The organism is Flavobacteriales bacterium (genome assembly GCA_029248105.1).
Lineage (GTDB): Bacteria > Bacteroidota > Bacteroidia > Flavobacteriales > UBA7312 > UBA8444.
Window position 1 is genome coordinate 20,368 of record JAQWJZ010000012.1, and the last position, 15,526, is coordinate 35,893.

The following is a 15,526-nucleotide window of genomic DNA, read 5'->3' on the forward strand; positions in this document are numbered from 1 at the left end:
ACGTTTTGACGTTACCTTTTATGAAAAAATATTTTTTGCTTTTCTTGTTGTTATCTTTCGCTTTTCATTCCAAAGCACAGCAAGATCCACAGTTTAGTCAATATATTTTTAATAACCTGTCTTTCAATCCCGGGTCGGCCGGTAGTGAAGAGGCTATTTGTGCTACTGCTTTGCATAGATCTCAGTGGGTAGGTTTTGAAGATGCTCCTGTATCAACAAATTTTGCAGTTCAAAGTCCATTATCTTTATTGCATGGAGGTATTGGTCTTAATATTTTGACAGACAAAATTGGTCAAAATGAATTTTTGTCCTTAAACCTTTCTTACGCATACCAGCTCGATATCTCTAATGGTAAGCTTGGTATAGGTCTTTCGGTCGGAGTAATTCAAGATAAAGTGAACGGTGCTAATATCATTACTCAAAATCCTGATCCATCAATACCTACAACAGATGAAAACGGTTCTGGATTGGATTTAGGTATGGGGTTATTTTATAATTCGGAAAAATTATATGTTGGTCTATCTTCAAAACACATGAATGAGCCAACAATTTCTACATCATTAGATATCATTGATGTTAAAAGACATTACTACCTTACTGCTGGATATGTACACGAATTGAACGAAAAGATGGCATTAAAGCCCTCGCTATTAGTAAAAACTGAGGGGGTTACAACTACTGTTGATTTAACTTCAATCCTTGAATACAATAAAAAGTTGTGGGGTGGAGTTACATATAGACCGAGTTCTCGTGCGGTATTATTGCTAGGTATGCATATCAACGAAGATCTTAAGTTTGGATTTTCATATGATGTTCCTACAACAAACGTGTCCACATCAGGAACTTTTGAATTTATGCTTGGGTATTGTTTCAAAATCGATTATAACAAAGTAGTTAAAGGGTTTAAAAATCCTCGATTCCTATAAAATTGTTATATTTGTGACTTTCTCAAGTTCAATCATCACTTTTTTAAGTGGTGATTTTGTGGCTTAGATAAAAAATAAACCCTCTTATATTGAGGTATTAAAATATGAGTATTATGAAAAATTTATTTATCCTCGGATTTGTTGCAATAGTATTTGCAAGTTGTTCTACCACAGGAAATGGAGAGTTAATAGGTGTTCAAAATAGACCTATTTGGAACCCTACCGATCCTTATGGAATGGTTTTTGTGCCTCAAGGAAGTTATAATATGGGGCCTGGAGATCAGGATGTGCCTTATGCACATGTAACTCAGCACAAAACAGTTTCTGTAGCTGCTTTTTATATTGATGAAACGGAAATCACTAATAACGAATACAGACAATTTGTTTCTTGGGTCCGTGACTCTATAGCGCGTGTTATTCTAGGTGAAAACGGAGTAGAAGGTTACGAACTTATCGAAGAGGATGAATATGGTAATTTTATTGACCCGCCAAATATTGATTGGAGTAGACAAATACGTTGGGATGATGCAGAGGTAAGAGAGGTGCTAGAAGATGAGATGTACCTTCCTGAGCATGAGCGTTTTTATTCAAGGCGTCAATTCGATACTAGAAAATACAATTACCGTTATGAAGATGTTGATATAGTCAGAGCATCATCAAGAACGAATAAAGAAAAAGGCAAGGAAGACAGATCTATCTTTATTGAAAAGCCAGAATTAAATATTTTTCCTGATACTTTAGTTTGGACATCAGACTACACGTATTCTTACAATGATCCGCTCTCAAGGAATTATTTTCATCACCCAGCTTTTGATGATTACCCTGTTGTTGGTGTAAGTTGGAAACAAGCAGTCGCTTTTTCTAAATGGAGAACACACATATTAGATAATTACTTAAACGATAGAGAAGAACCTCTTCACGATCAATTCCGTCTTCCTTCAGAATCAGAATGGGAATATGCGGCTAGGGGTGGTTATGATTTAGCTCCATATCCTTGGGGTGGACCATACACTACTAATGATGCTGGTTGTTTTTTAGCTAACTTCAAGCCTAGAAGAGGTAACTATACTGCTGACGGTGGTTTAAGAACAGTGAAGGTTGCATCATACAACCCTAACAATTTTGGTCTGTATGATATGGCTGGAAATGTTGCCGAATGGACTAGCAATGCTTATGATGAATCTGCATTTAATTTTGCTCATGACATGAACTTTGACTTCAACTATGATGCTGAAGATTCTGATCCAGAAATTCTAAAGCGTAAAGTTATTAGAGGCGGTTCATGGAAAGATATCTCACACTTTATCCAGGTAGGGACAAGAGATTATGAATTTCAAGATACAGCAAAATCATACATTGGATTTAGAAACGTGATATCCTTTATTGGTAGAGATAAAGCAGATTTTAGATAATTAATTTTTTTAACAACTTATAAGAACAACAAATTATGGCATTATTAAACCCCAACTCAAAGAAGTTTAAAAATGGAATGGCAAAGCTTTATGGTTTTGGAGCTGCTATCGTTATACTAGGTGCACTATTTAAATTAATGGACTGGCCAGGTGCTGGAGCTATGCTTACTATCGGACTTTCAACAGAAGCAATTATCTTTTTCTTCTCTGCTTTTGAGAAGCCGCATGAAGATCCAGATTGGAGTTTGGTTTACCCAGAATTAGCATATATGAAAGATCCAGATGATGGAACTTCTTCATCCTCGAAAAAAACTCCAGTTCAGGAATTAGATAACATGTTAGACAAAGCTAATGTTGATCAAGCCTTAATAACTCGATTAGGGGATAATTTAAGATCCTTTAATGAAACTGTTGAGGGCGTTAATAAGTCTATGGATGCTGTATCTGCTACGGGTGATTATAGTGATCAAATGCGTGAAGCTGCTAGAAAGTTAGCTGAAATGAATACGTATTATGATTTACAGCTTAAAACAATGCAAAACATGGGTAATTCTGTCAGTGATTCCGAGAAGTTTCAAGTTGAAATATCCAAACTAGGCACTAATCTAGAAGCGCTTAACAAAATGTATGCTAACATGCTTAGCGCAATGAATAAATAAACAATTTTTCATTTAATTTTTAGATAGAAAAAATAAACCAATGGCAGGAAATAATTTATCGCCCAGACAAAAAATGATTGGTATGATGTATTTAGTTCTAACAGCATTGTTAGCACTTAATGTATCTAAACAAGTCCTAGATGCATTTTCTAAAATTAATAGTGGAATTGTTAAAACAACCAAAAACTTCAGTTTAAAAAATGATGACGTTTACAATGAGTTTGTTTTAGCAGCTGAGACAAATCCAACTAAAGCAGGACCATGGAAAGACAAGGCTTTTACGGTTAAGTCTAAATCTGATTCACTTGTCGACATGATTCAAAGTCTAAAATTTAGCTTGGTTATGTTGGCTGAAAATAAAGTAACCCTTGAGGGTGAAAACCTTAATGAAAATGGCGCCCCACAAGCTCTTAAAGACATAACTTTCGATGATTTAACAGACACGCAAAAAAATAAAAACATTATAAATATCAAGAAGAAAAAAGACAGACTTTCTTCTGGAAATTTTCTTGTCAAAGAACCTAACGGTCAAATACTTGTTGACAGATTAGAATCTTTCAAAAATTATGCATTAACTCTTATCAAAGATGATTTTCTTACCAAATCAATTAAGGAAACAATGAGATATGAAGTTGAAAAAGTTAATGTTGGTGCTAAAAAATCAGATCAAACTTGGCTTGAAAGAAATTTCTCTGATATGCCATTAGTTGCTGCAGTAACTTTGCTTTCTAAAGTTCAAACAGATATTAGAAATACCGAATCAGATGTAATAAATTATTTGAAGCAAGAAATTGATGCAGGCTCTTTAAAGTTTACCTCTGCTGATGCTATACAAATTGCAACTTCAAATTATGTGTTCCTTGGTGATTCATTCAAAGCTGACGTATTCCTTGCAGCAAAAGATACCACTCAGAATCCTTTAATCTATGTTGGTGATTATGAAATTGATGAAGACGGAAAATATAAAATGATCGGTAGTTATGATTCAATACCAGTAGTTTCTGGAAAAGGAAAGTATGCCGTGAAAGCTAGTTCTGAAGGTTATAAAAAATGGGGAGGTCTTATTTCAATGAAGACTGATGCAGGGACTAAATTATATCCCTTTGATGGTGAGTATCAAGTGGCAAGAGCCAGTTTAGTTGTTTCACCTACCAAGATGAATGTATTCTACATTCTTGCAAGTCACCCACTTAAAGATGGAGCCTTAGGTAACCCTATTGATGTTTCTGTACCCGGTGTTCCAAAGGATAAATTAAGTGTAAGCTGTGATAACGGTGTAGTAAAAAAAGTCAAAGGTGGAGGCTGGGAAGTTTACCCTAAAACAACGGGAAAGGCTAAAATCAGTGTTTCAGCACAAATTGATGGTAAGAGAAGAAATATGGGTTCTTTAGAATATAGAGTAATGAGAACGCCTAAGCCTGAGCCTAAGTTTTTAGGTTCTAAAAACAAAAAAGTTAAAAAGAGTCAATTGCTTTCAAGTAATGCCAAGTTGTATGCTGAGCTTAGCAACTTCGTATTTGATATAAAGTACCGAATTACAGGATTTTCTGTTGATGTTACTCAACGTGGTGAATTAGTTACAAAGTTCGCTAAGGGAAACAAAGTGACTCCTGAAATGAAAACATTATTTGAATCACTGCAAGTTGGTTCTGTATTGTATTTTACTAATATTACCTGCAAAGGACCAGATGGCGCACCAAAATCATTGCCAGCGGTTAAATTAACGGTAAATTAAAACCTAAATATTATGAAGAATTTAGTATTAGTTGTATCCTTAGTTTGTATCTCACATTTTTCATTTGCTCAAGATATTCTTGACGGCGCATATGAGAAAGACATTAGAGATGGTGGAAAGGAAAGGATGATTCAAGATTATCAATACGTTAGAGAAGCTGACGTAATGTGGTCTACCAAGATTGAAAGAGTGATTGATTTAAGAGAGAAAATGAATCAAGTATTCTACTACCCTCTATTACCAATAAACGATAGACAAAACCTTATAGATGTTTTGATGCAAGCTATTGATGAAGGAACTATCACGGCATATGGTAATGCAACAAATGATGACGAATTTCAATCTCCAATGTCTCGTTCTGAAGTTGATTTAATAGGTATAATGGAAGGAGAAAAAATAACTGTTGAAGAAAAGTTTGATCCCGACAATCAAGAATATTATTTAGATACTACTTACAACATCTTTCAAAGACATGATGTGAAAAAGTACAGAATTAAAGAAGAATGGATTTTTGATAAGCAACGTTCTGTTATGGAAGTAAGAATTATAGGAATCTGCCCTGTAATTGATAGAAGAAATGAAGATGGTGTTTATACTGGTGAAACCTCTTTATTTTGGGTGTACTTTCCAGAGGCAAGGAAAATTCTGGCTAAATCTGAAGTCTTTAACCATAGGAAGAATGATGCAGCACGTTTAACTTACGATGATATTTTTCACAAGAGATTTTTTAGCAGTAGAATAGTCAAAGAATCAAATAAGTATGATAGAAAAGTTTCTGAATATAAAGAAGGAATTGACGCTCTGTTAGAAGCAGAAAAAATCAAAGAAGAGATTTTCAACCTGGAACATGATTTATGGGAGTATTAATAATGCATATTCTCTAGTAAAATTAAAAGTCTTCATTTGAAGACTTTTTTTAATATAAATAGTACATTAACTAAAATGAGTAATAAAATTGCAATTATTGGATTAGGTTACGTTGGTATACCACTAGCTGTAGAATTTGGCAAGCTATTTCCAACTATTGGCTTGGATATTGATGAGTCACGAATTAATGAGTTAAACTCTGGTTTTGATAGAACACTTGAGATGTCAAAAGAGAATCTTGAATCTGCTACTCATTTAAGTTACACCACAGATATCACCGATACTTCAGCTTGTAATATTTTTATTATAACGGTTCCTACACCTATTAATGATAAAAATCAACCGGATTTGACTCCATTAGTAAAATCAAGTCAATCCGTTGGTAGTGTCCTTAAAAAAGGTGATGTAGTGATATATGAATCAACGGTATACCCTGGTGTTACAGAAGATGAATGTGTCCCCATTCTCGAACAAGTTTCTGGGTTGAAATTTAATGAAGATTTTTTCTGTGGTTATAGTCCTGAACGTATTAACCCTGGTGATAAAGAAAAAACACTCACTAAAATTTTAAAAATTACTAGTGGGTCAACACCTGAAATAGCTGATTTTGTGGATTCATTGTATAATTCTATTATAACAGCTGGAACATATAAAGCTCCTTCTATAAAAGTAGCAGAAGCAGCTAAAGTTATTGAGAATACTCAAAGAGATGTCAATATTGCCCTTGTTAATGAGTTGGCATTAATATTTGATACTATGAATATTCCAACCAATGAAGTTCTTGAGGCTGCAGGAACTAAATGGAATTTCTTAAAGTTTAAACCAGGTTTAGTAGGTGGCCATTGTATTGGTGTAGATCCTTATTACCTTACATATAAGGCCGAAAAAATGGGTTATAAGCCAAACCTTATTCTTTCATCTAGAATAATAAACAATGGAATGTCAGCATATATTGCTAAAAAGACAATTCGTTTTTTAGTTGATAATGATAAAAATATAAAAGGTGCGAATATTCTGATATTAGGTCTGACTTTCAAAGAAAATTGTCCAGATATTAGAAATACTAAAGTTTTTGATATCATTAATGAATTAGAAGATTATGGTTGCTCTATTGATGTGTATGACCCTTGGGTGGATGCTTCTGAACTTAAAACACATTATGATAGAGAAATAATATCTGATCCATTTTCAGCAGATAAGAAATACGAAGCGATAGTTGTCTGTGTTTCTCATCATCAATTTGTAAACTTAAAAAGGGAAGATTATAAATCTATTTCAATCGGTAGCCCTATTGTTTTAGATATCAAAGGAATTGTTAACGAACCTATATGGAGACTCTAATGAAAAATTTTGCTTTAATCGGGGCAGCAGGATATATTGCTACACGACATATGAAGGCTATCAAAGATACTGACAACAACTTAATTGCTGCTTTAGATAGATTTGATAGTGTAGGTATTATTGATAGTTTTTTTCCTGAGGCTCATTTTTTTACTGAGCCAGAACGTTTTGACAGACATATTTACAAGCTTAAAAACTCCAGTAATTCTATAGATTATGTTAGTATTTGTTCTCCAAATTACTTACATGATGCTCACATAAGATTGGCCTTAAGAAATGGTGCTCATGCTATATGTGAGAAACCTTTGGTCTTGAACCCTTGGAATATTGATGCACTAGAACAAGTTGAAAAAGAATACGGCAAAAAGATTAACAATATTTTACAGCTTAGACTTCACCCATCCATTATAGCTTTAAAAGAGAAAGTTGATAATGGTCCTAAAGATAAAATTTACGACATTGATTTAAGTTATTTGACAAGTAGGGGAAATTGGTATTTTACTTCTTGGAAAGGTGATAGCGCTAAGTCAGGCGGGATTGCTACTAACATAGGTATCCATTTTTACGATATGTTAACTTGGATTTTTGGAGGTGTTAAAAGCAATATTTGTCATCTTTCACAAGATGATAGAGCTGCTGGATTTTTAGATTTAGAAAGAGCCAGAGTAAGATGGTTCTTAAGTGTGAATTATGATTTAATCCCTGAAAATATTAAGGCTTTAGGTCAAAGAACGTACCGATCTATCACAGTAGAAGGTGAAGAAATAGAGTTTAGTGGTGGCTTTACAGACTTACACACCAAAAGTTATGAAGCTATACTTGAAGGTAATGGCTTTGGCTTATTAGAAGCTAAAACATCCATTGATATAGTACATACTATCAGAAATTCAGAGCCAATAGGTTTAAATGGCGACTATCATCCCTTTTGTAAGCTATGAGTATTTATGTCCATCCTACATCCGTTGTTGACGATAATGTTTCGATAGGTATCGATACAAAGATTTGGCATTTTTCTCATATCCTTTCTGATACAACTATTGGAGAGCGTTGTTCATTTGGTCAAAATTGTGTGGTTGGTCCTAAAGTGAAGATTGGTAACGGGGTGAAAGTGCAAAATAACATTTCTATTTTCGAAGGTGTTGAAATTGAAGACGATGTATTTTTAGGGCCATCTATGGTATTTACTAATGTAATTAACCCAAGAAGTTTTATTGTTCGAAAAGAAGAATTTAAAAAGACATTACTAAAAAAAGGCTGCTCTGTTGGTGCTAACGCTACTGTTGTATGTGGCACGACTATTGGAGAGTACGCTCTTATTGGAGCTGGGACTGTAGTAACTAAGGATGTAAAGGCCTTTGAGATGGTTTATGGTGTTCCCGCTAAACATCAGGGTTGGGTTAGTGTAGCTGGAAATCGTCTTGTCTTTAATGATAATAATATGGCTTTAGATTCGTTTGATAATACTAAATATAAGCTTTCAAATAACACTGTTCAACTTATTTCATAATATGAAAATTCCTTTTATTGATTTACAAGCGCAGTATCAATCTTACAAAGAAGAAATAGACTCTGCCATTCATTCAGTTCTTGATTCCTCCCAATATATTATGGGTCCTTTTGTCAAAGAATTAGAATCTAATTTAGCAAAATATACAGGATCTAAACATGCTATTGCATGTTCTAGTGGAACGGATGCGCTATTAATCGCATTATTAGCTATTGGTATAAAAGAAGGTGATGAAATTATTACGACTCCTTTTACCTTTATTGCTTCTAGTGAAGTAATTAGTCTTTTGGGTGCTATTCCAGTTTTTGTGGATATAGAAGAAGATACATATAATATAAATGCATCTAAAATTGAAGATAAGATAACGGACAAGACAAAAGCTATTATGCCAGTTTCACTTTATGGTCAGACAGCCGACATGGATGTTATTAATGAAATTGCAGACAGAAACAATTTGATTGTAATAGAAGATGCAGCTCAAAGTTTTGGTGCGTCATATAAGGGCAAGAAGAGTTGTAATTTAAGTCATTTTGGTTGTACTAGTTTTTTTCCATCAAAGCCACTGGGTTGTTATGGAGATGGAGGAGCATTATTTACTAATGATGATGAGTTAGCTGCAAAAGCTCGATTATTTTTAGCTCATGGCTCTAAGAAAAGATATGTGCATGAAGTAATAGGTGTAAATGGAAGAATTGATACCATTCAAGCAGCTATTATTAATGTCAAATTGAAATACTTTGCTGATGAAGTTCAAAAAAGAGAAGAAATTGGAAGTCATTACATTAATTTGTTGAAAGAGAAACAACTTAGATTACCTGTAATTAGAGAAGGCAGAACGAGTGTGTATGCCCAATTTACAGTGCAATCTAATAAAAGGGAAGAGCTGATTAAGAATTTGAACGATAACGGTGTACCAACAGCTATTCATTATCCAACACCATTGCATTTGCAAGAATGCTACAAGCCTTTAAATTATAAAGTTGGTGACTTCCCAATTTCTGAAAAGGCAGCTAAAGAAGTCTTTTCATTGCCAATGAGCCCATTTTTAACTAAAGAACAACAGTCTTTTATTGTTGATTTATTATAAATGGGTTAAGTCTTCTAGCATTTAACCTATGGTTGATTTTAAAACAGTTTTTAAAGATTCCGTATTCTACAAGAATATATTGACCTTACTAAAGGGTTCTGTTTTAGCTCAATTTATCCCTTTAATTATTTCGCCCATTATTACTAGACTGTACTCCCCAAGAGAGCTTGGTGTATTGGCCTTATTTTCGTCTCTATCCGTTATTTTAGGTTCAATCGTTAATGGTCGATATGAACAGGCACTTGTTTTGGTTAAGTCTGAAGATGAAGCTAGACATTTAACCATATTATCATTACTTATTAGTTTTGTTATGAGTTTGCTTTTTCTGATTGTATTTATTCTTTTCAAACCTTTTCTATTAGGATTTTTTAATGAGCCTGATCTAGGGTATTGGATTTATTGTATTCCATTAGTGGTATTTTCAATAGGGGTTTACAACACTTTGAATTACTATGAGCTTAGGAAAAAGAACTTCATATCTATATCTAAGTCTGAAGTATATCGTTCAGCTTCTTTTGCCTCTATTCAACTGACTTTTCCATATTTAAAGTCCGGTCTTGTTGGATTAATTATGGGGAAAATAATTTCTTCAATAGTAGCGCCATTTTATTTGTGGAAAACCTCAAAATTTGAAGTTGGAAAAGTCAATTTTTCGATGTTAACTATACTAGCCAAAAAATATATTGATTTTCCAAAATTTACCAATTTTTCTATACTCTTAAATAATTTGAGTATCAATACAATCAATCTTCTCATACCTACTTTATATTCTACTACTTTATTAGGGTTATACTCGTTGATGTATAAAGTTTTGGCAGCGCCATTCGCCTTTTTAGGCAACTCTATTAATCAGGTGTTTTTAGAAGAAGCTGTCCGTCAGAAGAATGATACAGCTGAGGCCTTTGATTTGACTAAACGAATGGTTTTACAACTATCATTACTGTCTTTTTTATTTTTTGGAGTAGCATATTTCATTGTTGAAGATTTGTTTGCGTTTATTTTTGGTGAAGAATGGAAGATGTCGGGTTTATACGCTAAATATTTGATTCCGTTTTTTATGTTTAAATTCATTGCCTCTCCTTTGACAAGTATTCATACTGCATTTGAAAAGCAAAAACTGAGTTTCACTTTACAATTGATTATGTTTGTTATTTCTATGGGGGCAATTCTATATGCATATATTTATTCATGTAGTTTTGAGCAATATTTACTTTTATTTAGTGTCTTGATGTCAATTTTTTATATTTTCAGAATTGCAATAATTTTAAGAATTTCTAAAAACAAAATAGCTTAGTATGAAAAAAGGTGTTTTTCATAATTCAGTATTAACGCTCATTCGTCAGGTTCTCAGTATTGGATTTGGCTTATTAGCTACAATGATTATAGCTAGAGTTTTGGGAGCTGAAGGGCAAGGAAAATATACCTTAGCGATTCTTTTACCTACATTGCTCTACACATTGTTAAATTCTGGATTATCAGCATCTACAGTTTATTTTATAGGTAAAGGGAAATATACGGACGATGAAGTATATTCAACAAACCTGCTAAGTTCCTTATTATTGAGTGCGTTCTCTATGCTTGTCGGTGGTGTAATTGTTTTATTTTTCAAAGAGTATTTTTTTGAGGGATTAGCTTCTCAATTATTAGTATACACCTTATTGATTTTACCTTTAATTTTTCTGCAAAGAAACTTGCAGACTATTTTTCAAGGTAAAGAAGAGTTTGAAAAGTTTAATCTGATTGTTATTCTTAATCAGTTTGGTTTGTTGTTTTTTTCTTTTGTATTTCTCTATGTTCTAGATTTAGGACTTATTGGAGCTATATTTAGTTTTGCATCTTCTCAACTGATAATGCTATTTGCTTCTTTTTATTTTTTACATCAATCTTATGGTTTGTTCTGGCCAAAAAAGTATTCAATTCAATACTTCAAAGAAGGCCTTACATTTGGGGTAAAAGGTCACTTGAGTAATGTCTTGTCGTTTGTCAATTATAGAATAGATATGTTTTTAATAGCTTATTTTATTGATGATGTGGCAGTTGGAATATATTCTATTGCAGTTTTGTTAGTCGAGCGAGTTTGGTTAGTTTCTCAATCTGTTTCCACCGTATTGTTTGCTAGAGTTGCCAATTTAAATACGGATTTAGAAAGAAACCGATTTACTTCATTGGCGGCTCGAAATACTTTTTTCATTACTTTCTTAGGAGGCTTATTTCTTGCCATCTTCAGTCATTGGATAATTGTTATTCTTTTTGGTGATGAGTATGTAAATAGTATTATTCCATTTTTATATATGATTCCTGGTGTAGTGATTTTCTCATTAGGAAAAGTTCTTGCTAATGATTTTACAGGAAGAGGTTATCCCGAAATTAACACTTATATAGCGTTTGTAGTGGCATTGACTAATTTTGGACTTAACATTTGGTTAATTCCAACTTACGGCATTAAGGGAGCAGCCTTAGCAACTTCTACATCTTATATTTTAGACTCTACTATAAAGTCAATAGTTTTTTCAATTAAAAATAAAGTGTCTATTTTAGATATTGTCATAATTAAGATGAGTGATTTTCAGCTATATAAGACTGAGTTTTTAAAATTATACAAATCAATTAAGCGATAAATGCACGTTTTACTTTTACCAATCTCATATAAAAGTAAGTTTAACTTACTTAGTGCTCCATTTTTCAGAGATCAAGCATTGGCATTGAAAAACAAAGGGCTTCAGCTTGGTGTGTTGTGTCCCTTACCTGTTTCTTTGAAGTCTATTTGGAGAAACAAATTGTTTTCCTTTAAAGAAGAGTCTTACAGTGATGAAGGGATATCCACTTTTATAAGCCCATTTCTTTCTATTCCTAAAACTCCTAATAGGGCAAGAAGAATAAGGCTAGAAAAAGGAAAAGAACTTTTTAAGAAGTATATCGAAAGTAACGGAAAGCCTGACATTATACATGTTCATTCTTTTTTAGCGGGTGAGCTCGCACTTTGGATAAAGAATGAGTACAAGATTCCCTATGTTATAACTGAACACTCATCAGCATTCGAAAGGAAGTTACTTACTGATTCAGATTTGAAATTAGCTCTCAAGGTGTTTGAAAATAGCCATACAAATATTGCAGTTAGTCAATCCCTTTCAAATGCTATAAAATGCTATTTCAAAGAATTAGATTTTCAGATTATACCTAATATTGTTGACACAGATTTTTTTAATTTGATAGTTAAAAAGCAAAAAGATGATTTCCAATTTATCAATATTGCTCATTTGAATAAGAATAAAAACCAATTACATTTAATAAAATCTTTTACAAAGGTATTTAAGGGTAATCAATTTTATAAATTATTAATTGTGGGTCAAGGTCCTGAGAAAAATAATCTTCAAAATTGGATAGATTCCAATACTATGAATTCTCAAATAAGGCTCTATGGCAGTGCAAGTAGAGAAGAAGTGAGAGATCTTTTGCATCAAAGCGATTGTTTTGTTCTATCCAGTAAAATTGAAACATTTGGCGTAGTACTTATTGAAGCTATGTCTTGTGGTTTGCCAGTCTTGTCTACGAAATGTGGTGGGCCTGAATCTATTGTCACTAATGACGATATTGGGGTCTTATGTAGTCAAGAGGAATTATCAGATATAATGAAAGAGATTTCTACAAAAACATTTAGCGGCGATACCATTAGAAAATATGTAATAGATAGGTTTTCAAAGTTTTCATTAACTCAACAACTTAAAACAATTTATTTTGATTGTAAAAAGTAATTTTATTGAAAAGTTTATACTTTTAATAGTTGTTTCATCTATTTTCATGCCCACCATACCACTTGGTCTATCAATAAGAATTGATGATTTTTTGGCATTGTTTCTAATACCACTTGTAATTCTTGCCAAGCCTAATTTTAAAACTAATCGTTTTTTCTTCTCTTATTTATTAATACTTTTATCATTTATTACATCAACATTTTATGGTTATCTTTTTCTAAAAGTACCTTTTTCAATTCGTGATGTTAATGAGTTGTTTAGAATGTTAAAGCCGCTTTTAATAATTGTTGCTGTTAGTTATTGCAATTTAAGGACATTAGCTAACTTTTTGAATTCTTTTTTTAAAGTTGGAGCTATATTCCTAATCTTATTGGGTTTTTTGGAATATTTTAATGTTTTAAGTTTTAGGGCATTATTCTACAGTTTATATGGTTTTGAATTTGGAAATATGGGTGGGCGTTCTGTTTTAACTGCCGGAAATCCAAATATAGCTGCAGCATTAGTTTTGTATTTTATGATTTATTTCTTGCAAAGAATGCTATTAACTGGAGATAAAATTTTAAGTGTGTTCAAAATTTTATTTTTACTTGTTGTTTTATTAATGACATCTTCACGTACAGCTTTGGTTGTGTTTGTTGTTGTTCTTTTAGCTAGTATGTATTTCCATCGTAAACACAATAAAATTCTTTCATTTGCTATAATTACTTTTTGTATTCTTTTAGCGTTCCCACTTTTACAGTACTTTGATTATTTGACGATAGGGTTCGTTACATTTACCGATGGTAAAAACACCTCAATGTTAATAAGATATCAGCAATGGTCGGATGCAATAAATTTATTTAAACAATCACCGATTATTGGATGGGGACCAGCGAAAGATTTACACACTTCAGTTGTGGACAATGAGTATTTTTTGTTGCTAAGAAGGTATGGTGTTATAGGTTTCGTTTTAGTCATTAATTTTTTACTCAGTTTCATATTTGTTTTTTTGAAACGAAAAAGACAAATTGACCTATTGGATACACGGACAAAGTCAATTGCATATACTACCATATTATCTTTGCTAATGGTCTTTATAATAATGATTACTAACAATTTTTTCTCAGGTTATCAGTTAATGCCTTTGTTTGTAGTTATGATAGCTGTTACTGAAGGTGGTTTAAAAATATTTGCTAGAGATAATAAGATTATAGATGAGTAAAGCCTTAATATTCATATTTATCTCATCTATTTTTTTGATGAACACCTTTGGAATAGGGTTTAATTTATATCCGTTAAGATTAGTTCTGCCAATTGCTTTTCTTTATTTTTTATCGGTATTCTTTCAGAAAGCGATACTTTTAAAACAAAAAATTAAAGTCCAACCGATTGTTCTTTTTTCTCTTTTTTTCTTTCTTTTCATGTTTATGCATACTTATGCAGTGACTCTAGTAAGAGTAGAGCTTTTTGATACTTTTTATGAACTTAATTCTGTACTGAATTTTTCATTTTTATTATTTTTTATTTTAACGCTTTATCTTGTAATTTTCTCATTTCCAAAACAATTCTTACAATCAAGTAAGTATATCATGTTATTGTTCTACCTGTTGTACGCTGTGTTTTCATTTTATGAAATTAAAACAGGTAATCATTTGCCTACTTCTGATTTAGTAGATGCTCCATGGTGGATGCGTCATGTGCCTACAGTAGTATATTTTAATTCAAATGACTTTGCATTTGTGTTTACACTAATGCTAATGTATGGATTAAGTGTTTTTGATAGAGATAAGCATCTCTCTAGCGTATGGATTTTGGCATTATTTGTAATACATATGTTTATTATGTATAAATCTCAAAGTAGATTGTCTTTTTTGATGTCTTTCTTTTTCTTTCTGTATAGATACCCTAGAAAAATTATATACACAAGTATATTCGGTTTGTTGTTATTCTTTGTTTTAGGTTTCTTTTTTGAAAGTGCCTGGTACATGCAGGCAATGGACGGTTTAGTCAAGTTAAAATCAGATTTGTCTTTCAACGAACGTCAATCAACATCAGTAAGATTTTACTTATATAAATATGGTATTTTGTCTGCTTTTTCGTCATATGGCTTTGGATATGGCATAGATTATTCAGCTCAATACTATCAGTCAATTAATGATGTGAATTTACATTACATTGTTGACCCACATTCATTTATTTTTGAATTATTGATAAATAGCGGACTATTAGCCACACTATTTTATATGGGCTTAAATATTTGG

The 15,526-nt window shown here is 32.4% G+C and carries 14 protein-coding genes; all 14 read left to right on the forward strand.

Annotated elements, in window-relative coordinates; genetic code table 11:
• The first annotated feature begins 20 nt into the window (after positions 1 to 20).
• Entirely contained in the window at positions 21 to 926 is a 906-nt protein-coding gene (locus tag P8I29_02420) for a type IX secretion system membrane protein PorP/SprF (GenBank protein MDG1916651.1), read from the forward strand.
• Between the two features lie 113 nt (positions 927 to 1,039).
• The gene (locus P8I29_02425) at positions 1,040 to 2,338 is read left to right on the forward strand and encodes an SUMF1/EgtB/PvdO family nonheme iron enzyme (protein MDG1916652.1); all 1,299 of its coding nucleotides are present in this window, start codon (positions 1,040 to 1,042) and stop codon (positions 2,336 to 2,338) included.
• Positions 2,339 to 2,373: 35 nt separating this feature from the next.
• A complete protein-coding gene (gene gldL / locus P8I29_02430; protein ID MDG1916653.1) occupies positions 2,374 to 2,997 on the forward strand; it encodes a gliding motility protein GldL in 624 nt (207 codons plus the stop codon).
• A 40-nt stretch (positions 2,998 to 3,037) separates the two neighbouring features.
• Complete coding sequence (locus P8I29_02435) at positions 3,038 to 4,732, forward strand: GldM family protein (protein MDG1916654.1); 1,695 nt, start codon at positions 3,038 to 3,040, stop codon at positions 4,730 to 4,732.
• A gap of 12 nt (positions 4,733 to 4,744) precedes the next feature.
• Positions 4,745 to 5,599 carry a gliding motility protein GldN gene (gene gldN, locus P8I29_02440; protein MDG1916655.1) on the forward strand — a complete coding sequence of 285 codons (855 nt, stop codon included), beginning with the start codon at positions 4,745 to 4,747 and terminating at the stop codon, positions 5,597 to 5,599.
• A 75-nt stretch (positions 5,600 to 5,674) separates the two neighbouring features.
• Positions 5,675 to 6,940, forward strand: a complete 1,266-nt coding sequence (locus tag P8I29_02445; GenBank protein MDG1916656.1) for a nucleotide sugar dehydrogenase — start codon at positions 5,675 to 5,677, stop codon at positions 6,938 to 6,940.
• Positions 6,940 to 7,878 carry a Gfo/Idh/MocA family oxidoreductase gene (locus P8I29_02450; protein MDG1916657.1) on the forward strand — a complete coding sequence of 313 codons (939 nt, stop codon included), beginning with the start codon at positions 6,940 to 6,942 and terminating at the stop codon, positions 7,876 to 7,878. Before P8I29_02445 ends, P8I29_02450 begins: the two co-directional genes overlap by 1 nt.
• A complete protein-coding gene (locus P8I29_02455; protein ID MDG1916658.1) occupies positions 7,875 to 8,447 on the forward strand; it encodes an acyltransferase in 573 nt (190 codons plus the stop codon). The genes P8I29_02450 and P8I29_02455 overlap by 4 nt, the downstream gene beginning before the upstream one ends.
• 1 nt (position 8,448) lies before the next feature.
• Positions 8,449 to 9,534, forward strand: coding sequence for a DegT/DnrJ/EryC1/StrS family aminotransferase (locus P8I29_02460; protein MDG1916659.1), 1,086 nt, complete (start codon positions 8,449 to 8,451; stop codon positions 9,532 to 9,534).
• Between the two features lie 28 nt (positions 9,535 to 9,562).
• The gene (locus P8I29_02465) at positions 9,563 to 10,828 is read left to right on the forward strand and encodes an oligosaccharide flippase family protein (protein ID MDG1916660.1); all 1,266 of its coding nucleotides are present in this window, start codon (positions 9,563 to 9,565) and stop codon (positions 10,826 to 10,828) included.
• 1 nt (position 10,829) lies between these two features.
• Positions 10,830 to 12,152 (forward strand): flippase, encoded by a 1,323-nt coding sequence (locus tag P8I29_02470; GenBank protein MDG1916661.1) that lies wholly within the window; start codon positions 10,830 to 10,832, stop codon positions 12,150 to 12,152.
• A complete protein-coding gene (locus P8I29_02475; protein ID MDG1916662.1) occupies positions 12,153 to 13,286 on the forward strand; it encodes a glycosyltransferase in 1,134 nt (377 codons plus the stop codon).
• Entirely contained in the window at positions 13,270 to 14,487 is a 1,218-nt protein-coding gene (locus tag P8I29_02480) for an O-antigen ligase family protein (protein MDG1916663.1), read from the forward strand. Before P8I29_02475 ends, P8I29_02480 begins: the two co-directional genes overlap by 17 nt.
• Positions 14,488 to 14,692: 205 nt before the next feature.
• Positions 14,693 to 15,526: O-antigen ligase family protein (locus P8I29_02485; GenBank protein MDG1916664.1), on the forward strand; the 834-nt coding region annotated here is incomplete at its 3' end.